This window comes from Pseudomonas putida, from assembly GCF_002906855.1.
Taxonomy (GTDB): domain Bacteria; phylum Pseudomonadota; class Gammaproteobacteria; order Pseudomonadales; family Pseudomonadaceae; genus Aquipseudomonas; species Aquipseudomonas putida_N.
Map to the genome: position 1 here is coordinate 1,762,311 of NZ_MINI01000038.1, position 18,764 is coordinate 1,781,074.

The following is an 18,764-nucleotide window of genomic DNA, read 5'->3' on the forward strand; positions in this document are numbered from 1 at the left end:
TCTTTGATTGAGAGGGCAATTCAATGAAAGAGTGGGAAGTCATCTTTGCCGACCAGAAAGGCGAGCCAACTACCTTGCTGCTGCACGGTGAACAGTGCCCCAGCGAGGAGGAAGCGGCCCGCGCCATCCGTTCGCATCTGTTTCCGGTCATGGATGAGCTGGACCTCAACGACTTCCAGGACCGCGCCCCATCCCCTACGGCACGCTGGCTCAAGGAGCAGAACGGCGTGATCATCACCAGCATCCACGAAGCGCTCTGAATCACCGGTTGGCGTGGTGCCTGCGCAGGCACTACGCTGGTGGGAGGTGCCGGCCTTTTCTGCGGCCCTGCATCCATTCAACTCGCGTCTTGCATCAGCTCGATCTGTCGGCAGTGCCGGCAGGTGCGTAGTGCACGGAAAGTCTATCCATTGCTTTATTCGGGAGGACGATTCATGAGCAGCCTGAACGACGATATCAGCAGCAATGTCCTGCGCCAGATGAAAGCTGGCGGTTTCGACTTCACCCGCATCCACCCCATCGAGTTCTACGCGGTCTTTCCAGATGAAGCCGGCGCACGACGGGCAGCCGGGCAGTTTCGTGGCGAATCGTTGAATGCTCAGGTGCGTGAACTGGACGATGGCGCGTGGCATCTGGAACTGAGCAAGGTCATGTACGCCACTTACGGCGGGATTGGTGATTTTGAGGAAGCCTTCGAGCAGGTCGTTTCACCCTATGGCGGCGAAGTCGAAGGGTGGGGCGTCAAGCAGGAAAGGCTGATTGCCTGAAATGGCTATGTTGCCTTCTTCGCGGGCACGCCCGCGAAGAAGCCCCCGATTTCAGGGCCGGCGTCCGGCCATATGCCCTAGATAAGCCAGCAGTTCATCCAGCTCCTGCTCACTCAACACGCTCTCGGCAAACCCCGGCATCCGGGCCTGCGGCCATTGCCGCAAGCTTTGTGGGTCACGAATGTACATGCGCAGGTACTCAGGCCTGAAGTACTCGGTCGGGTTGTGCGGCACATTCAGGTCCGGCCCGAACTGCGCATCCCCCGCACCATTGAGCCGATGGCAGGCCAGGCAGTTCTGCTGGAACAGGGCAAAGCCTTGGCGTACCGGGTCAGTGGCCGGCAGCTTTGGGTCGGGCAGCAGCGCCGGAAAACGATGTTCGACCGGCGCCAAGCGGCGGATCGTGGTGACCTGGAAGGGCCATTGCTCTGGGCGAATGCCACTCGCTTGCGGCTTGGTCCACACCAGGTAGAACGGCCCGGCACTCGGCTTGCCATCGCCCAGCGCTGGCCATGGCCTGGCCGGGTCTTCGACCGCCAGCCAGGCGCGTGCCGGGCCCTCCTGCAGTAATGGCCCGGCCGGCATTTCTGCGGCAAAGCCGTCCAGCGCCACGGCCTGCAGATGGTCATCGGCCTTGACCCCTTGCAGCAGCGCTGCCACGGGCACGGCGCGATAATGCATGGGCCGCTTGTAGGAAACGTCTTGATCGATGTCGATGTCGCGGGCCAGAGGGTGCGTCAACAGGTCTTCGCTGGACCACTGCCGGGCACTGTCACCCAGCTCCAGGTGCAACTGCGCCGCCGACAGCGGCAGGCTCAACAACAGGGCTAGCAGGGCAGGGCAGTAGCGCATGGGCAGTCTCCGAGCAGAAAGCCGGAAGATTAACCCAAGCGCAGCATTGGCGCTGTCAGCCGAACAACCGCGTGAGGTTGGGAAGAATCAGCAGCAAAGTCGTGGCGAAGAGAATGAGCCCGGCTTGGCGAAGTTTCGATTGTCTGAACATGGCGGACCGCCTTTTTGTTGTTATTCCTGAATACCCGGTGGCTTCCTTGTCGGGTCTGCTTGCCTCATGTATGTGGATATAAACCACCCGAAGGGCGAACGTTAACCATTATTGAGAACCCTTTGTTCTAAGCAGCTTGATCGAGAATTTCGATTGGCTATGAGGCCAGTGGCCATAGCGCTGGGTAGCTCTGCCTAGACAGCCGCGTAGCCACCTGCAGTTCCCCGACAAAATGTGACCGTTCGTCAGTGCAGCCTACTTGCTTGTACGTGGCTTTCGCGTCAGTCTCTACAACAGATTTCCACCCATGTCGTTCAGGACTATCCCTATGTCGTTACGCATCTGCATCCTTGAAACCGATGTCCTGCGACCGGAGTTGACCGCGCAGTACCAGGGCTACGGAAGGATGTTCGAGCAGCTCTTCTCGCGTCAGCCGATCGCAGCCGAGTTTCGTGTGTACAACGTGATGAACGGCGACTACCCGCCCGACGGCGAACGCTTCGATGCCTACCTGGTAACAGGCAGCAAGGCCGATTCGTTCGGTAGCGATCCCTGGATCCAGACGCTCAAGGCCTACCTGCTCAAGCTCTACGAGCGTGGCGAGAAGCTGCTGGGCGTGTGCTTCGGTCATCAACTTCTGGCACTGACCCTGGGCGGCAAGGCCGAGCGCGCCGAGAAGGGCTGGGGCGTGGGCGTTCACCGCTACTCGCTGGCGGCGCATGCGCCGTGGATGGACCCGGAAGTTTCCGAGCTGACCTTGCTGATCAGCCATCAGGACCAGGTTACCGAGCTGCCGGAAGGCGCCACGGTGATTGCCTCCAGTGACTTCTGCCCGAATGCGGCGTACCACATCCGTGACCAGGTGCTGTGCTTCCAGGGCCACCCGGAGTTCGTCCATGACTACTCCCGGGCACTGCTCGATGCGCGTCAGGAGTACCTGGGGGACGAGGTGTACCACAAGGCCATTGCCAGTTTGGCCACCGAGCACCAGGGCGACCTGGTGGGCGAATGGATGATGCGTTTCATCCAGCAGCCGGCCAAGGCCAGCGACAGCGCCGCCTGATCAATTGCCGGGGGCGCTTTGCGCCCTTTCTCGGGCAACTCGGATCGCGAAGAGGCCCTCAAAGCCAGCCAGATTTCTTGAAGCTGGCGAACAGCCCTGAACACCCCAGCACGATCACACCCAGCACCCCGAAGTAGCCATAGTGCCACCCCAGCTCCGGCATGTTCTGGAAGTTCATCCCGTAGATCCCGGCAATCGCCGTGGGGAAGGCGAGGATCGCCGCCCAGGCGGCAAACTTGCGTTGCACGATGCTCTGCCGTGACGATTCCAGCAGCATGCCGATCTCGATGGTCTGGCTGGCGATGTCGCGAATGCCGGCCAGGTCCTCCATCTGCCGCGTCACGTGGATCTGCACGTCACGGAAGTACGGGCGCATGTTCTTGTCGATGAACGGGAAGCTCAAGCGCTGCAGTTCCTCGCTGACTTCCACCATTGGCGCCACGTAGCGGCGCAGGCGCAGGATGTCGCGGCGCAGGCTGTGCAGGCGCTGGATATCCTCCTCCTGCAGTGTGGTGCTCAGCACGCTCTGTTCCAGCTCCTCGATCTCGCCATGAATGGCCTCGCTGACCGGCTGGTAGTTCTCGGTGACGAAGTCGAGCAGGGCATACAGCACGAAGTCTTCGCCATGTTCGAGCAGCAGCGGGCGCGCCTCGCAGCGCTGGCGCACCAGGGCGTAGGATTTCGAGTGGCCGTTGCGGCAGGTGATGATGTAGCCGTTGCCGGCGAAGATGTGGGTTTCGATGAACTCCAGCTTGCCTTCGTGGCGTACCGGCGAGTAGGTGACGATGAACAGCGCGTCGCCGAAGGTTTCCAGCTTGGGCCGGCTGTGCTTCTCCAGGGCATCCTCGATGGCCAGTTCGTGCAGATTGAACTGGCACTGCAGGTTGGCCAGCTCCTCGGCGTTGGGCTCTTCCAGGCCGATCCACACGAAGTGCCCCGGCTTGCGCGCCCACTCGCTGCCTTCGTCGATATTGATGTTGGTGACCTTTCTGCCGGCGGCATACACCGCCGATGCCACGACTCGACCCATGGTTATCCACTTGTTCGGTTGCACACGGGTTACAGCTTGGGCTGTAGTTGGCCGTAGAGCAACTGTAGGAGCGAGCTTGCTCGCGATGAAGCAAACTAGGTCTTTTTCAGTTCACCTTCCATAAGGTCGATACATTGCTGCATCTGGGTACGGCACTGTTCGATCAATGCCGGCACATCCTGCTGGCTGAGGCCGCTGGTGGCGATCGGTGGCAGTGAACGGATGATCACGGTTCGCCGCCGCCAGCTATTCAGGCTCAGGCGCCGGGCATAGCGGCTGACGCACACCGGCACGATCGGCACACCGGCTTCCACGGCCATGTGAAACGCACCTTTCTTGAACGCCAGCAGCTGTTCTTCGGGGTTGCGCGTGCCCTCCGGGAAGATCCATATCGAAGTATCGTCGCGCAGGATGCGCGTGGTGGTCTGCATGGCCTTGCGCGCCTGGTAGGCGTTCTTGCGGTCGATCAGCACGTTACCGCCCAGCCAGAACAGCTGGCCGAACAGCGGAATCCAGCCGAGGCTCTTCTTGCCGATGGCGACAGTACGTTGCGGCACGACATGGCCGAGGATGAACAGGTCGTAGTTGGACTGGTGATTGGCCACGATCACGCAGCCGGGCGGCTGGTCCCACAGTGGGCCGACTTCGGCCTTGATCCTGATGCGCATCAGCCAGGTGGCCGGCACGCTGTAGAGGCGGGCGAAGAGACGGCTGTTGTCGCGGTTGAAGGGGCGCAGCAGGCCGATCAGCAGGCCGAGGGCGCCCGCCAGCAAAAAGTGCAGCCCCAGCAGGAGCATGCGAAGCGAATAAAGCATGGTACGACTCACACCAGACAGTCGCGGCGCAGTGTACGGCTGTGCACTGGCCGGGGCAAACCTGGTGTGAGCCGGTGCGATCAGCCCATGTGGCCCTGATCGAGCAGAATCGCCTCGTCCAGAGTATCCAGCAGCCCCTTGCGCACTTTCAGCTTGGTGTTCTTGTGCGCCAGCATGTTCAGCTTCTTCAGCTCGCGGGCAACGCCTTGGGCGACTTCAAGCAACTGCTCGGCCGGCACCACCTTGTCGAGGAAGCCGGCATCCAGTGCATCCTTGGGCTCGAACATCTCGGCATTGATCACCGAGCGGTGGAAGGCCGAGCGGCGCAGGCGGTCGCGGGCCAGCTCGATGCCGGCGTGGTGCATGGTCATGCCGATCTGCACTTCGTTCAGGCCGATCTTGTACGGGCCTTCGACGCCGATGCGGTAATCCGCCGACAACAGCAGGAAGGCACCCTTGGCCACGGCATGGCCGGGGCAGGCGACGATTACCGGGAACGGGTGCGACAGCAGGCGGCGGGCCAGGGTGGAGCCAGCGGTAACCAGGGCGACGGCTTCTTTGGGGCCGGAGGTCATCACCTTGAGGTCGTACCCCCCGGAGAGGATGCCCGGCTGGCCGGTGATGATCACCACGGCACGCTCCTGCGTGGCGCGGTCGAGGGCGGCATTGAAGGCCGCGATGACGTCCGGCGAGATGGCGTTGACCTTGCCGTTGTTCAGGGTCAGGGTGGCGATGCCGTCTTCGGCGTGGTAGGTAATCAGCTCGCTCATTGCAGGGTCCTTTGGGGGGCGTGGCGCTGACGTTACCCAGCGCCGAAGGCCAGGTAAAGCAGCAAGGCTGACTGGTCGGTCAGCGTTTATTGGTCCCTCCATGCAAATACATGAAAAATTTGAAAAAAATGCTTGCCAAAGAAAAGCTCTTCTACTAAATTAGCGCGCCTCGACGGGGTGAAAGCCTTGAAGAGAAAACGGTGAAGTGTCCGAGTGGTCGAAGGAGCACGCCTGGAAAGTGTGTATACGAGAAATCGTATCAAGGGTTCAAATCCCTTCTTCACCGCCACATTCTGCGAAAGCCCCCGAGCTGAAAAGTTCGGGGGCTTTTTGCATTCTGCGCTTGGCGATCCCTTGTAGGAGCGGGCTTGCCCCGCGAACACCGGCAACGCCGGTGCCAGCCACCGCGTCGCCCCCGTTCGCGGGACAAGCCCGCTCCTACAAGGCTATGTGTGAGCCTGTCAGAAGCTTACAGACGCCGACAACCGCGCCGTCCGCGGCGCCCCCTGGAACAGGTAGTTGTCGCCCAGGTAGTCTCCCACATCACGCCAGTAGCGTTTGTCGAAAACGTTATCCACCGTCAGCCGCAGCACGGTGTCATACCCACCGAGCTGTGTGCGGTAGCGGCTACCGATATCGAACACGGCGTACCCACCCACCTCGACGTTGCCAGCCTGGCTCGCATACTTGCTGGCGCTGTAGCGCGCCCCGCCGAGCAAGGCCAGGCCGGGTACTGGCAGGCTGTACTCGGCATGCAGGGCCGCGCGCAGTCGCGGCACGTTGATCGCCTGATGGCCCTCATAGGCATCGGTGCCGCTGTCCTGCACCCGGGCGCGAATCGCCGCAGCGCTTGCCTGAAGCTGCAGATTGGAGGTTGCCCAGCCGCTGGCGCCGAGTTCCAGGCCGATGTTCTTCTGCTGGCCGTGCTGCACATAGGTGAAGCTGCCGTCGCCTTCTGGGCGTGCGTACTGGTAGGCCTGGCGGATCTGGAACAGCGCGGCGGTGAAACTCATGCCATGCCAGTCACGCTTGATGCCCAGCTCCAATTGGTGGGAGAGGGTAGGGGCGAGTATCTCGGCCGCGTTGCTGGCGTACCAGGGTGCTGTGCCGCCCGCCGACAACCCCTTGGCGTAGCTGGCATACAGCGTGGTGTCGGGGCGTGGTTTGTAGATCAACGCGGCATTGGGCAGCAGCTGGTATTGCCGGGTATGGCGCCCGGCCACGCCGTTCTCGTCCCAGGTTTTTTCGTCCAGGCGCACTTCGCGGGCGCCCAGCACGGTCTGCCATTGCTCGTTGAAACTGATGCGGTCGCTGACGAACAGGCCGTACTGGCGGCTGTCCAGGCGCTTTTCGCTGGCACCGACCGGCTTGTCCGACGGCGCCACGGCCGGCGCGCCGGTATAGATGTTGCCGCTGCCGACCAGCTCGTTGTAATAGGGGCGCTGGTCGAGCGTGCGGCGTTGGGCGCTGCTGCCCACGGTCAGGTCGTGCTGCACACCCAGTGCGTCGAAATGGCCTTTGAGCATGGCTTGGGCTTCATCGGTGCGGCGGGTATCGTCGGGGCTGCGGAAGTCATAGATGTCGTAGTCGCCTTCGGGGCTGAAATGCGACTGCCTGCCGCCCTCGCTACCCCAGGCGAACGCACTGTAGTCGTCGATCACCACCTTGCTGTGCGATGCACTCAGGGTGCTGGTCCAGGCCTCGTTGAAGCGGTATTCGAAGCGCCCGCCCAGGTTCAGCGAATCGTTCTGCACAGGCTTCGCCCAGTGCTGGTAGGCCAGGCGGTCGCTCGGGTCGATGCCATGGGGCAATTCGCTGCCGCCCAACAACTGATAGCCCGGCACCGACCGCTGTTCGCGGTGCTGGTACTCGGCATCGAGCTGCAAGGTGGCGTCGGGGTTGATCTGCCAGTCGAAGGCCAGCGAGGCAAAGTCGCGCTTGCCGTCGGCATGGTCGACGTAGGAACGGATGTCCTCGTGGGCGAGGTTGGCGCGCAGGCCGAACTGCCGCTCACCGCCGAACCAGCCGCCGAGGTCGGTGGCCAAGTAGCGCTCGCCTTGGGCGTTGGTCGAAACCGTCACGCTGCGCACGTCGGCGGCGCGCTTGGTCACGTAGTTGATCAGCCCGCCCGGCTCGGACACGCCGCTCTGCAGCCCGGAAAGGCCCTTGAGCAGCTCGACTTGCTGCTTGTTCTCCAGTGCCACGTTCTGCTCGCCGGCGATGGTCTGGCCGTTGATGCGGTAACTGCTGGCGGCGTTGAGCTCGAAGCCGCGCACATTGAAGTTTTCGTAGTAACCGATCGGGGCATAGCTTTCGCCCACCGAGGCGTCACTTTGCAGCACTTCGCTGAGCAGGCGGACCTGGCGGTCTTCCAGCAGTTGCTGGCTGAACACGCTGACCGAGGCCGGGGTGTCGAGCAAGGGTGCAGGCTGGAAGCCGCCGACCGAGGCCTCGCGCGCCTGGTAGCCTTCATCGTCGTAAGTGTCGGACACCTGCACCGGGGCCAGTTCCAGGCTGTCTTCGGCCAGGCCATGAGGGCTGTGCAGGGCCAGGCCCAGGCTGAGCAGGCTCAGGGGCAGGTGAGGGCGAAGCAGAGACATGCAGAGGGCGTCCTTGGGGCGAAGACCGCGCAGGCCCTTTCGCGGGTAAACCCGCGAAAGGGCCGGAACAGACAGAAAAAAAGCCGCTATCTTAGCAGGCCCAGGCCCTGCAGGGGCTCAGTCAGCAGTTGCCGGGCGGCGATGCTGGCGCCAGGTGTGGTCGATCTTCGACCAGGTCTTGCCATCGGTAATGGCCATCAGCTTGCGGCCATCCTTGAAGGTGGCCAGGAAGGTGGCTTCTTCCTCCTTGCCGCCCAGCCAGAGCCCGGCCAGCAGGCCCACCGGGCCGGCCACCAGCGCCCCGGCCACGCCCCAGCCAAGGGCGGTGCCCAGGCTACGGCTGGACTCCAGGCTGGCCAGGCGCAGGTCAGCGATACGGGCCAGGGAAATCCGCTCGCCGGGTGAAGGGCTGCGCGGGGTCTTGAGTGTGAGCGATCCATTGCGAAACTCGCCTTCACCTTGCAAGAAATCGCCGGATTGCACCGTGAGTCTTGTCATTGATTCATCCTGTCAGTGAAAGGTCCTTGACCAGCGCCTACTGAGCGCCGCCTGGGCAGGCAAGTCAACGGCCAGGCGACGGAGGGTAATGCGGTGGGTTGTCGCGCTCAGTGATGCCTTCAGGCTAGCTGTGCGGCGGCCTTGCGCTGCGCCAGGCCCCATACCACCAGGGCCAGAGTGCCGATCACCAGGCCTGCCACCACGATGCCCATCCACCCTTGGCGCTGGAACAGCTGTGTGCCCAGCAACGAGCCTAGCGCACCGCCGATGAAGTAGCAGGTGATGTACCCGGCATTCAGCCGCGTACGGGCTTCAGGTCGCAGGGCGATCACCGCATTCTGGTTGCTCACGTGCACCAGCTGCACGGCCAGGTCCAGGACCAGCACACCCACCAGCAAGGCCAGCAGCGAGCTTTCGGCAAAGCCCAGCGGGATCCACGACAACAGCAGCGCCACCAGGCCAACCGTGGTGCCCAGCGAGCCTTTGCCGCGGTCGGCCAGGCGCCCGGCCCAGTTGGCCGCCAGCGCACCGGCCGCTCCGGCCAGGCCGAACAGGCCGATGGCCGCGTCGGAGTAGTGGTACGGCCCGCTGGCCAGCAGGAATGCCAGCGGTGTCCAGAACAGTGCGAAGAGGCTGAACGCCAGCAGGCCGAGCAGCGAGCGCAGGCGCAGCACCGGCTCTTCGATGAACAGGCGGAACACCGAGCCGATCAGCGCCGGGTACTTGAGGCCGGCATGGCTATTGTGTTCGGGCAGGTTGCGGTACAGCGCCAACGCCGTGAGCGCCATCAGCACGGCGGCCAGCACATAGATGCTGCGCCAGCCGCCCAGCTCGGCCATGAAGCCGGCAGCGGTACGCGCCAGCAGGATGCCCAGCAGCAGCCCGCTCATCAAGGTGCCCACGGCGCGACCGCGCTGATGCGGCTCGCTCAGGGTGGCGGCCATCGGCACGAGGATCTGCGCCACCACCGAGAACAGGCCGGTGAGCGAGGTGCCGAGCAGCAACCAGGGCAGGCTCGGGGCACAGGCGCTGATGACCAGGCCCAGGGTGGAGATGGCCGTCATCACCACGATCAGCCGGCGCTGTTCGAACAGATCGCCCAGCGGCGCCAGCAGCAACAGGCCGGCGCCATAGCTCAGTTGCGCGGCAATGACGATGCTGCCGGCACTGGCGGTACTCAGGCCAAACTGTTGCGCAATGCTGTGCAGCAGCGGTTGGGCATAGTAGTTGCTGGCCACGGCAAGGCCGGTGGCCGTGGCCATCAGCAGGATCATGGCGCGGCTCAGGGAGGGGGATTTCATGAGATTCTCGTTTGGTGCTGGGGGTGTTCGTCGGTGATTTTGTGGCGCCTGTCAGATCGAGCGCCGCCCGCGCGGCGCTCGATCTTTGCACCAGCATAAAATTCAAGCCGTGCACGTTGCCGCCTTTATACAACCCTCAAGCCGCAAACCCACCATCGGCCAACAAGCTGGCTCCAGTGATGTAACCCGCCTCGGGCCCTGCGAGGTAGGCCACGAAGCTGGCAATCTCGTCCGCCTGCCCGTACCGCCCGATGGCCATCAGCGGAATCAGGCTTTCGGCAAACTCGCCACTGGCCGGGTTCATGTCGGTGTCCACCGGCCCTGGCTGCACGTTGTTCACGGTAATCCCCTGCGGCCCCAGATCCCGGGCCATGCCCTTGGTCAGGCCGACCAGCGCTGACTTGCTCATGGCATACGGGGCGCCACCGGCAAACGGCATGCGTTCGGCATTGGTGCTGCCGATGTTGATGATGCGCCCCCCTTGGCCCATATACCGGGCAGCAGCCTGGCTGGCGACGAACACGCTGCGCACATTGACCGCGAGGGTGCGGTCGAAGTCCGCCAGGTCGAACTCGGCCAGCGGCGCAACCGCCAGTACGCCGGCGTTGTTGACCAGGATATCGAGGCGGCCGAAGGCCTTGAAGGCGTCGTCCACCGCCAGCTGCAAGGCGGCGGCGTCGGCACTGTCGGCGCGCAGGGCCAGGGCCTGGCCGCCAGCGGCCTTGATTTCGTCGGCCAGCGCTTCGGCTGGGCCGGCGGAGCTGACGTAGGTGAAGGCGACGTGTGCGCCTTCGTGGGCCAGGCGCCGCACGATGGCTGCGCCGATACCGCGCGAACCGCCTTGGACGAAGGCGACTTTGCCTTCGAGGGTAAGTTTCTTGGACATGCTGATCTCCTGCTGGAAGCAAGGCCGGATGCCTTGGATGGACGCAGTATCGACCGATGATTACCTGCTGATAAGATGGCAATCACTATCAGCAGAGTAAACCTTTGGTTGGCAATCATGGCCATGGAGTCTTTCAACGCCCTCGAGTGTTTCATTCGAAGCGCCGAGGTGGGCAGTTTCGCCGAAGCGGCCCGGCGCCTGAGCATCACCCCGGCGGCAGTGGGCAAGCACGTTGCCCAGCTGGAAGCGCGCCTCGGGGTGCGGCTGTTCCAGCGTAGTACGCGAAAGCTGACTTTGACCGAGGCCGGGCAGCGATTTCTGGGCGAGGTGAGCGACAGCTTTCGCACCATCCAGTACGCCGTGGCCAACCTGGCCAGCGCCGAGGGTCAGCCGGCCGGGTTGCTGCGGGTGAGCATGGGCACCGTGTTCGGCCGCCTGTACGTGCTGCCGCTGCTGGGTGAGTTTCTGCGCCGCTACCCGGCGATCACCCCGGACTGGCATTTCGACAACCGCCAGGTAGACCTGATCGGTCAGGGCTTCGATGCGGCCATTGGCGGTGGTTTCGAGCTGCCGTTGGGCGTCGTGGCGCGCAAGCTGACCCCCGCGCATCGGGTGCTGGTGGCGGCGCCTGCGTACATGGACCGGCATGCCGCTATCGACAGCCCTGAGGTGCTGCAGCGCCACGACGGGATTCTGATCCGTTCCCCGCAGACCGGGCGGGTACGCACCTGGCCCTTGACCAGTCGTTGGCAGGAACAGCAGCCGTTGCTGTTGCGCCAGGCGATGACCATGAGCGATTCAGATGCGGCGTGTGCAGTAGCGCAGCAGGGGTTGGGGATTGCCCTGGTCAGCTTGCCGTTTGCCGTACCCTACCTGGAGGCCGGGCAGCTGCAGCGGGTGTTGCCGGACTGGTATGTGGATGATGGGCATATCAGCTTGTATTACGCCGAGCACAAGCTGTTGCCGGGCAAGACCCGGGCGTTCATCGACTTTGTGGTGGAGCAGTTTGCCTGCCGAGGGTTGGCGACTCGTTTCGATGCCTTGGCATGTCAGGCAACATAGATTACGTAGAATACCTGGGTGCCAAGACTTATTTCGTCATCGACTTTCTTGCCCACCAGTTGCTGTCCCAATGGCGAACGCGGGGTGATCACGGTAACCAGGTCATCCCCCTCGCCAATCTTCAACCCGGCCGCCTCTGGCCCGAGAAACAATAACCGCCGCCCGCCATCTTCATCTTCCAGCGTCACCAGATTGCTCACCTGTACCCCTCGCGACGGGTCATACTCGCGCAGCAGCAATTGCTGGTAAGTCAGCAGCGCCTGGCGAATCTCGGCTGTGCGCCGCGCCTGCCCGGTGGCCAGGTACGACGCTTCCAGCCCCAGGGTGTCGTACTTGTTCTCGGCGATGTTCTCTTCGGCAGTAGCCGCCTCGTAGGCGGTCTGGGCCGCACGGCGCAACACCTCCATGTCGGTTTCCAGGGCCGCGACGATACGCTTGAGCAGGGTGGCCTTGTCCATGGTCAGTAGCAGAACTCCAGTACGTTGGCCTGGCTCTTGTCGGTAGGCGCGGTGCGGTTCTGCGACAGCCAGAACTGGCACTTGGGGCTGTTGAGGTTGCGCGGGTTGCCTTGGGCGGCCTCGGCGGCCTGCTGCACTTCCTGCTTGTGCAGGATGTCCTTGTAGCGCTCGAACATCTCGCTTTGCGCGTCCACCGGCTGGGCGGGTGCAGTCGTCGGTGCCGGCTTGCTGTAGGCCGGTGCCACAGCCTGGGCCACGGGCTCAACCTGTTCTGGCCACAGTTGCAGGGCCAGCCACAGGCTCAGGGCAATCGCCACGGCGCCGAGCCACAGGCCAAAGGCCACGCAGAAAATCAGTTGCAGCGGTTTGAGGGTGATCTTCAGTTCACGGTGGCGGGGCATGGCGGCCTCCTGGCAGGGCGGGCGAAGGGGCCATTGTCGCATGGCGCTGGCGCTTTTTTCCGTGTGGTGCTTTTGTCGACGACAATTTATCCGCAGAATTCGCGGTTTTCGCGCAGGGCGAGGCAGGGCACATGAAAACCACTTGGGACATTTTCTGCAGCGTCGTCGACAACTATGGCGATATCGGTGTGACCTGGCGCCTGGCTCGGCAGCTGGTGGCCGAGCACAACCTGGCGGTGCGCCTGTGGGTGGACGACCTGGATGCCTTCGTGCCGTTGTGCCCGGGTGCCGATGCCAGTGCCGCACAGCAATGGCAGCAAAATGTCGACGTGCGCTTGTGGCCTGCCGACTGGCAGCCCGTCGAGCCTGCCGACGTGGTGATCGGGGCCTTTGCCTGCCAGTTGCCGGCAGCTTACGTAGAAGCGATGCGCGCGCGCACGGCGCCGGTGCTGTGGCTGAACCTCGAATACCTCAGCGCCGAGGACTGGGTCGAAGGCTGCCATGGCTTGCCATCGCCCCAGCCCAATGGCCTGCGCAAGGTGTTCTTCTTCCCAGGCTTCACCGACAAGACCGGCGGGCTATTGCGCGAGGCCAGCCTGCTGCCGCGCCGGCAAGCCTTCGAGCAGTCGGCCGAAGCGCGTGCGGCATTCCTCCAGGGCCTGGGCGTGCAGGTGCAGCCTGGTGCACTGCTGATGTCGCTGTTCGCTTACGAAAACGGCCAACTGGGCGGTTGGCTCGATGCGCTGGCCGAGGATGCCGAGCCGGTTCACCTGCTGGTCCCGCAAGGGCGCATTCTCGGCGACCTGGGCGCCTGGCTGGGTGAGCAACAGTTGCAGCCGGGCGATGTGCACCAGCGCGGCACGTTGACCGTGCAGATCCTGCCGTTCATCAGCCAGGACGATTATGACCGCTTGCTGTGGAGCTGCGATTTCAACGCGGTGCGGGGGGAAGATTCGTTCGTGCGCGCCCAGTGGGCTGGCCGGCCGATGCTGTGGCACATCTATGTGCAGGACGAAAATGCCCACTGGGAAAAACTCGAAGCCTTCCTCGCGCATTATCGACAGGGCTTGTCGGACGAGGCCAGCGAGGCGCTGATGGCATTGTGGCGTGCCTGGAACATGGACCGCGACATGCACGCGGCCTGGCAAGGCGCCCGCAAACACTGGGCGGAACTGCAACAGCACGCCGCTGAATGGGCCGTGAGTCAAGCCGCTCGGCCGGACCTTGCCAAGGCGCTGGTACAGTTTTACCGAAATTGGCTATGATATGCGGCCTCGATTTTTATAAATCCATCCAGATTCGGATACTTCGTAATGAAAACTGGTAAAGAACTGAAACCCGGTACCGTACTGCGGATCGACAACGACCCGTGGCTGGTTCAGAAAGCCGAGTTCACCAAGTCGGGTCGCAACAGCGCGATCATGAAGACCAAGCTGAAAAACCTGCTGACCGGCTACAAGACCGAAACCGTCTACGGTGCAGACGACAAGCTGGACGACGTGATCCTGGATCGCAAAGAAGCGACCCTGTCGTTCATCAACGGTGACGAATACACCTTCATGGACACCACCGACTACACCATGTATGAGCTGAACGCCGAGGACATCGAAGCCGTTCTGCCGTACATCGAAGAAGGCATGGAAGACGTCTGCGAAGCCGTGTTCTTCGAAGGCCGTCTGGTATCGGTTGAACTGCCGACCACCATCAGCCGTCAGGTTGTCTACACCGAGAACGCTGCTCGCGGCGACACCTCGGGCAAGGTCATGAAGCCTGCCAAGCTGAAGAACGGTACCGAGATCTCGGTTGCCGACTTCATCCAGATCGACGAGTGGATCGACATCGACACTCGCGACAACAGCTTCAAAGGCCGCTCCAAGAAGTAATCCTTCTTGCGAAACGCAAAAACCCGGCCTTGGCCGGGTTTTTTTGTGCCTGTGATTTACACGGTCACGTGCAGGCGCACATCCACATTGCCGCGGGTGGCGTTGGAGTAAGGGCAGACCTTGTGGGCCTTTTCCACCAGCCCTTCGGCATCGGCCTGGGCTAGGCCTGGCAGGTTGATGTGCAGGTCGATGTCCAAACCGAAACCACCAGGGATCTGGCCGATACCGACGTTGGCGGTGATCGAGGCATCCGCAGGCAGGGCTTTCTTCTCCTGGCCGGCCACGAACTTCAGGGCGCCGATGAAGCAGGCCGAGTAGCCGGCGGCGAACATCTGTTCAGGGTTGGTGCCGTCACCACCGGCGCCGCCGAGTTCCTTGGGAGTGCTCAGCTTGACTTCCAGCTTGCCGTCGCTGGAGCGGGATTTGCCGTCGCGACCGCCGGTGGAGGTGGCTTCTGCGATGTACAGCGGAGTGACCTTTTGCATCTTGAGCCTCGCTAGTGTGCTGTGCGCCCCTGGTGATCAGGTGGCGTCATGTGGGTACGGGATTTAAATTAGCGCGCAATTAGTTAGTGCGCAAGATAAATCTTCACCGCTCATCCGAACGGGCATCACACAGCGTAGCCGTCAGAGGTTTTTTTGCAGGCTGTCGCGCAGCTCCAGCAGGTCGGCCTGCAGCTGTTGCAAGCGTTCGAGGCTGCGGCCGCTGGCCTTGAGGATGCATTGTGGTACTTCCCGGGCCTGCTGCTGCAAGGCACGGCCCTTGTCGGTCAATTGCACCAGCACCACTCGTTCATCCTCGCGGCTGCGGTTGCGCTGCAGCAGGCCTTCGCTCTCCAGGCGCTTGAGCAGGGGCGTGAGCGAGCCGGGGTCGGTCAGCAGGTGCTGACTGATTTCGCCTACGGTCAGGCCGTCCTGCTCCCACAGCACGAGCATGGCCAGGTACTGCGGGTAGGTCAGGCCCAGTGCTTGCAGCAGCGGCTTGTAGACCTTGGTCATCAGCAACGAGGTGGAGTGCAGGGCGAAGCAGACCTGGTTGTCCAGCAGCAGCTCGTCACAGGAAGCTTGGGTGTTGGCGTTCATGCAGGTCCTTGAATGTCATCAATGGAGAAATCTAGCACGCTGAAGGTTGGGGCGCTTACTGCCAGCGCAGTTCACTGCGCAGTGCCAGGTCCCAGGGGGGAACCGGGCTGAAGCGGCTCTTGAGAAATTCGAGCAGCAAACGGCTGCGAGAGTTCGTTTCATGTTCAAGGCGCAGTGCATAAATGCCACTGTTTTCGGCTTCGGGCAGGCCGTTGTCGCAGAACAGCGGCAGTAGTTCACCGCGCAGCAGGTAGTCGCTGATCAGCCAGGTCGGCAAGTGGGCGATACCGAGGCCGGCGAGGGCGCCGAACAACAGGGTCTCGGCGTTGTTGGCGGCCATGCGCATGCGCGCCGGGCGGTACAGGCACACCTGCCCGTCGACCGCGAAGCGCCAGGCGAACGGCGGTGCCAGGCCGTCCCAGTCAAGGCCGTCGTGAGCAGGTAATTCGCTGGGGCAGCTGGGCATGCCGCGGCTGGCCAGGTAGGCAGGGCTGGCGCAGGCGATGCGCACCATGTGCGCCAGTTTGGTGGCGACCAGGCGGGTGTCGGCCAGGGGGCCGGCGCGTAGTACCAGATCGACCTCGCCCAGGTGGCTGCCATGCAAGTCGACGAAACTATCGATCAAGCGCAATTGCACATCCAGGCCTGGATAGGCCACCAGGAAGTCGGCAATCGCTGGCGCCAGGTGACGGCGGCCGAAGGCGGCCGGGGCGTCGATGCGGATCAGGCCCTCGGGGGCATTGCTCAGCGATACCGCCTCGGCACGGGCCAGGCGCAGTTCTTCGATGATGCGCCGGGCGCGCTCGGCGAAGGCGTTGCCCGCCGGGGTGGCGCGCACGGCATGGGTGCTGCGGGTGAACAGGCGACTGCCCACGGCGCTTTCCAGGTTGTCGATGCGTCGGGCCACGGCGGACGGGGTCAGTGGGTGGCGACGGGCGGCGGCGGAGAAACTGCCGCTCTCCAGCACATCGAGAAACAGGCTCAGCTGGTGAGTCAGGGTATCGGGGCTCATGGTCATTCCGCTTATGCGAGAAACGCAAAGCCATTGTGCGTTGCTATGCGTTTCCCCGCTAGAGCGCAATCGTTAGCATGCTGGCATTCCAAACACAGGCGGATGAGGCCCTGATGATCGAGTGGTTTTTGTATATCGTGCTGGGTGCCGGCCTGGGCACCATGGGTGGGTTGTTCGGCATCGGCGGCGGCCTGATCGCCATCCCGGCCTTGGGCGTGCTGTTCGGCCTCGATCAGCAGTTGGCCCAGGGCACCGCGTTGGTGATGGTGGTGCCGAACGTACTGTTGGCGCTGTGGCGCTATCACCAGCGCAACCGCATCGAGCTGCGCCATGCCGTGCCGCTGTCGCTGTGCAGCTTCCTGTTCGCCTGGCTCGGGTCGATCTGGGCGGTGGGTATCGACGCCCACGCGATGCGCCTGGGCTTCGTCGGCTTCCTGGTAGCCCTGGCCATCTGGAACGTGGCGCGGATGTTCCTCAAGGTCTCGCCGCCCAGTGCCGAGCTGCGTTATGCCTGGCCGTGGCTGGGCGTGCTCGGCAGTTTTGCCGGGACCATGGGCGGCCTGTTCGGCGTGGGTGGGGCCGTCGTGGCCACGCCGATTCTGACCAGTGTGTTCGGCACCACCCAAGTAGTGGCGCAGGGGCTGTCACTGGCGTTGGCGGCGCCGAGTACCTTGGTGACCCTGGTGACCTATGGGGTGCACCACAGCGTGGACTGGAGCGTGGGCATTCCATTGGCGGTCGGTGGGCTGCTGAGCATCAGTTGGGGGGTGAAACTGGCCCATGCACTGCCAGAGAAGGTATTGCGGGCGATGTTCTGTGTGTTCCTGGTGGTCTGTGCGGTGATGCTGGGCTTCGAGCTGTAAGCGTCACATGAACCCTTCGACGATGTAATCGGCCATGCAGTCGGTGATCGGCGACTGGCCCTGGCTGTTGCGCAGCAGCATCACGTTTGCCAGTGGTAACTGCGGCAATCCATCGCTCTCGCCGAGAATGCGGATATTGCCACCGACCAGGCTCTGCAATTGCGCCGTTACCGCCAGCCCGGCGGTGACGATGGCAAAGATCGCCGCCAGGCTGGGGCTGGTGTAGGCGATGCGGTAGTCGATGCCCTGGGCCTCCAGGGCGTTGCAGGTCCAGGCGCGGCAGAAGCAGTCGGTGTTGAACAGCGCCAGCGGCATTGGCCGCTGTTCCTGTGGGCAGAAACCTTCGGCGGCGGCCCACACCAGGCGCTCCTGGCGCAGCAGCTGGCCAACTTCGTTGCCCGGCTCGCGGGTGACGATGGTCAGGTCCAGGTCCTGGCGCAGCATCAGTTGCTTGGACGAGTCGCAATGCACCTCCACCTGCACCAGCGGGTAGGCCTGGGCGAAGCTGGAGAGGATGGTCGGCAGAAAGCGCATGGCGTAATCATCCGGCGTACCGATACGCACCAGCCCGACCATGTGCGGCATGCGCAGGGTATTGAACACTTCGCCATGCAGCTTGAGGATGCGCCGGGCGTAGCCAAGCAGCACCTGGCCCTCGGCGGTAAGCCGGACCTGACGGCCGTCGCGCTCGAACAGCTGGCGCTGCAGGATGTCTTCTTCCAGGCGTTTCATCTGCATGCTCACCGCCGACTGGGTGCGGTTGACCACTTCCCCGGCGCGGGTGAAGCCGCCTTGCTCGGCGATGGCGACGAAGGTGCGCAGCACGTCGGCATCGAGACTCTGGTACTGGGACATTGCATCAATCTCCGAGATGCATGGCATCAGAAACATTCGTTGGATTGATCTTAAGCCTGGGCAGAGACTGGAGCCATCAACACGGAGGGCTTCACGATGAAAGGTCATGTCAGCAGCATCCAGCAACCTGCCTTTTCCTTGAACCACCTGTGGCACGTGGCCCTGGACCGCCCGGCCCGGTGGCTGCAGCTTTACCGCCAGCGCCAGGAACTGGCCAGCCTGAGTGATGCGACCCTGCATGACCTGGGCTTGAGCCGGGCGGATATCCAGCAAGAGGCCGAGCGGCATTTCTGGGATGATCCCCTGCGGAAATAGGCTAAACCTGTTATGGCCTCTTCGCGGGGCAAGCCCTCTCTTACAAGGAAACGCGTTCCCCTGTAGGAGCGGGCTTGCCCCGCGAAAGGGCCGTAACAGA

Annotated in this window: 22 protein-coding genes and 1 tRNA gene; 9 read left to right on the forward strand and 14 right to left on the reverse strand. The window is 63.1% G+C overall.

The genetic code is table 11. The features are described from left to right. Positions 1 to 23: 23 nt before the first annotated feature. Together BGP85_RS20755 and BGP85_RS20760 are read left to right on the forward strand one after the other, a co-directional pair. A complete protein-coding gene (locus BGP85_RS20755; protein WP_103449660.1) occupies positions 24 to 260 on the forward strand; it encodes a hypothetical protein in 237 nt (78 codons plus the stop codon). 174 nt (positions 261 to 434) lie between these two features. Next, positions 435 to 767: a ribonuclease E inhibitor RraB gene (locus tag BGP85_RS20760; RefSeq protein WP_060508850.1), complete on the forward strand. Its 333-nt coding sequence runs from the start codon at positions 435 to 437 to the stop codon at positions 765 to 767. 51 nt (positions 768 to 818) lie between these two features. Here the strand turns inward: BGP85_RS20760 and BGP85_RS20765 are convergent, their stop codons facing one another. Further along, complete coding sequence (locus tag BGP85_RS20765) at positions 819 to 1,619, reverse strand: c-type cytochrome (RefSeq protein WP_103449661.1); 801 nt, start codon at positions 1,617 to 1,619, stop codon at positions 819 to 821. Between the two features lie 479 nt (positions 1,620 to 2,098). On the opposite strand from BGP85_RS20765, the gene BGP85_RS20770 reads away from it, so the two are divergent. Next, positions 2,099 to 2,833, forward strand: coding sequence for an amidotransferase (locus BGP85_RS20770; RefSeq protein WP_103449662.1), 735 nt, complete (start codon positions 2,099 to 2,101; stop codon positions 2,831 to 2,833). A gap of 58 nt (positions 2,834 to 2,891) precedes the next feature. Here the strand turns inward: BGP85_RS20770 and BGP85_RS20775 are convergent, their stop codons facing one another. The 3 genes from BGP85_RS20775 to BGP85_RS20785 form a co-directional block, all read right to left on the reverse strand. Next, positions 2,892 to 3,863 (reverse strand): magnesium and cobalt transport protein CorA, encoded by a 972-nt coding sequence (locus BGP85_RS20775; protein ID WP_103449663.1) that lies wholly within the window; start codon positions 3,861 to 3,863, stop codon positions 2,892 to 2,894. A gap of 95 nt (positions 3,864 to 3,958) precedes the next feature. Continuing rightward, complete coding sequence (locus BGP85_RS20780; protein WP_103449664.1) at positions 3,959 to 4,678, reverse strand: lysophospholipid acyltransferase family protein; 720 nt, start codon at positions 4,676 to 4,678, stop codon at positions 3,959 to 3,961. Positions 4,679 to 4,758: 80 nt separating this feature from the next. Next, complete coding sequence (locus BGP85_RS20785; protein ID WP_103449665.1) at positions 4,759 to 5,448, reverse strand: crotonase/enoyl-CoA hydratase family protein; 690 nt, start codon at positions 5,446 to 5,448, stop codon at positions 4,759 to 4,761. Positions 5,449 to 5,647: 199 nt separating this feature from the next. Between BGP85_RS20785 and BGP85_RS20790 the strand changes: the two genes are divergently transcribed. Then, a tRNA-Ser gene (locus BGP85_RS20790) sits at positions 5,648 to 5,737 on the forward strand. Positions 5,738 to 5,909: 172 nt separating this feature from the next. Here BGP85_RS20790 and BGP85_RS20795 read toward each other — a convergent pair. The 4 genes from BGP85_RS20795 to BGP85_RS20810 all read right to left on the reverse strand — a co-directional run bounded on the left by BGP85_RS20795 (position 5,910) and on the right by BGP85_RS20810 (position 10,733). Continuing rightward, on the reverse strand, positions 5,910 to 8,048 hold the full coding sequence (locus BGP85_RS20795) for a TonB-dependent siderophore receptor (protein WP_103449666.1): 2,139 nt from the start codon (positions 8,046 to 8,048) through the stop codon (positions 5,910 to 5,912). Between the two features lie 117 nt (positions 8,049 to 8,165). Next, on the reverse strand, positions 8,166 to 8,546 hold the full coding sequence (locus BGP85_RS20800; RefSeq protein ID WP_103449667.1) for a hypothetical protein: 381 nt from the start codon (positions 8,544 to 8,546) through the stop codon (positions 8,166 to 8,168). A 119-nt stretch (positions 8,547 to 8,665) separates the two neighbouring features. Beyond that, positions 8,666 to 9,847 (reverse strand): MFS transporter, encoded by a 1,182-nt coding sequence (locus BGP85_RS20805; protein ID WP_103449668.1) that lies wholly within the window; start codon positions 9,845 to 9,847, stop codon positions 8,666 to 8,668. A 136-nt stretch (positions 9,848 to 9,983) separates the two neighbouring features. Next, positions 9,984 to 10,733, reverse strand: a complete 750-nt coding sequence (locus tag BGP85_RS20810) for a 3-oxoacyl-ACP reductase family protein (protein ID WP_103449669.1) — start codon at positions 10,731 to 10,733, stop codon at positions 9,984 to 9,986. A 117-nt stretch (positions 10,734 to 10,850) separates the two neighbouring features. Between BGP85_RS20810 and BGP85_RS20815 the strand changes: the two genes are divergently transcribed. After that, on the forward strand, positions 10,851 to 11,795 hold the full coding sequence (locus tag BGP85_RS20815) for a LysR family transcriptional regulator (protein ID WP_103449670.1): 945 nt from the start codon (positions 10,851 to 10,853) through the stop codon (positions 11,793 to 11,795). Here the strand turns inward: BGP85_RS20815 and BGP85_RS20820 are convergent. Both BGP85_RS20820 and BGP85_RS20825 read right to left on the reverse strand, forming a co-directional pair. Next, positions 11,783 to 12,253: a GreA/GreB family elongation factor gene (locus BGP85_RS20820; RefSeq protein ID WP_103449671.1), complete on the reverse strand. Its 471-nt coding sequence runs from the start codon at positions 12,251 to 12,253 to the stop codon at positions 11,783 to 11,785. The genes BGP85_RS20815 and BGP85_RS20820 overlap by 13 nt on opposite strands. Positions 12,254 to 12,255: 2 nt before the next feature. After that, complete coding sequence (locus BGP85_RS20825) at positions 12,256 to 12,654, reverse strand: hypothetical protein (RefSeq protein ID WP_103449672.1); 399 nt, start codon at positions 12,652 to 12,654, stop codon at positions 12,256 to 12,258. Between the two features lie 131 nt (positions 12,655 to 12,785). Here BGP85_RS20825 and earP point away from each other — a divergent pair, with 131 nt between their 5' ends. Beyond that, positions 12,786 to 13,919 carry an elongation factor P maturation arginine rhamnosyltransferase EarP gene (earP, locus tag BGP85_RS20830; protein ID WP_103449673.1) on the forward strand — a complete coding sequence of 378 codons (1,134 nt, stop codon included), beginning with the start codon at positions 12,786 to 12,788 and terminating at the stop codon, positions 13,917 to 13,919. Between the two features lie 48 nt (positions 13,920 to 13,967). Beyond that, the gene (gene efp, locus BGP85_RS20835) at positions 13,968 to 14,537 is read left to right on the forward strand and encodes an elongation factor P (RefSeq protein WP_013971530.1); all 570 of its coding nucleotides are present in this window, start codon (positions 13,968 to 13,970) and stop codon (positions 14,535 to 14,537) included. 56 nt (positions 14,538 to 14,593) lie between these two features. Here efp and BGP85_RS20840 read toward each other — a convergent pair whose 3' ends face one another. From BGP85_RS20840 to BGP85_RS20850, 3 genes are all read right to left on the reverse strand, one after another. After that, positions 14,594 to 15,022, reverse strand: coding sequence for an organic hydroperoxide resistance protein (locus BGP85_RS20840; protein WP_027596038.1), 429 nt, complete (start codon positions 15,020 to 15,022; stop codon positions 14,594 to 14,596). Between the two features lie 141 nt (positions 15,023 to 15,163). Continuing rightward, positions 15,164 to 15,619 carry a MarR family winged helix-turn-helix transcriptional regulator gene (locus BGP85_RS20845; protein ID WP_027919493.1) on the reverse strand — a complete coding sequence of 152 codons (456 nt, stop codon included), beginning with the start codon at positions 15,617 to 15,619 and terminating at the stop codon, positions 15,164 to 15,166. Between the two features lie 55 nt (positions 15,620 to 15,674). Next, positions 15,675 to 16,631, reverse strand: a complete 957-nt coding sequence (locus tag BGP85_RS20850; protein WP_103449674.1) for a LysR family transcriptional regulator — start codon at positions 16,629 to 16,631, stop codon at positions 15,675 to 15,677. A gap of 113 nt (positions 16,632 to 16,744) precedes the next feature. Here BGP85_RS20850 and BGP85_RS20855 point away from each other — a divergent pair, with 113 nt between their 5' ends. Continuing rightward, positions 16,745 to 17,494, forward strand: a complete 750-nt coding sequence (locus BGP85_RS20855; RefSeq protein WP_103449895.1) for a sulfite exporter TauE/SafE family protein — start codon at positions 16,745 to 16,747, stop codon at positions 17,492 to 17,494. A 3-nt stretch (positions 17,495 to 17,497) separates the two neighbouring features. Here BGP85_RS20855 and BGP85_RS20860 read toward each other — a convergent pair whose 3' ends face one another. Then, on the reverse strand, positions 17,498 to 18,349 hold the full coding sequence (locus tag BGP85_RS20860) for a LysR substrate-binding domain-containing protein (protein ID WP_103449896.1): 852 nt from the start codon (positions 18,347 to 18,349) through the stop codon (positions 17,498 to 17,500). 96 nt (positions 18,350 to 18,445) lie between these two features. Between BGP85_RS20860 and BGP85_RS20865 the strand changes: the two genes are divergently transcribed. Beyond that, the gene (locus BGP85_RS20865; protein ID WP_027919490.1) at positions 18,446 to 18,664 is read left to right on the forward strand and encodes a DUF1127 domain-containing protein; all 219 of its coding nucleotides are present in this window, start codon (positions 18,446 to 18,448) and stop codon (positions 18,662 to 18,664) included. Positions 18,665 to 18,764 lie beyond the last annotated feature (100 nt).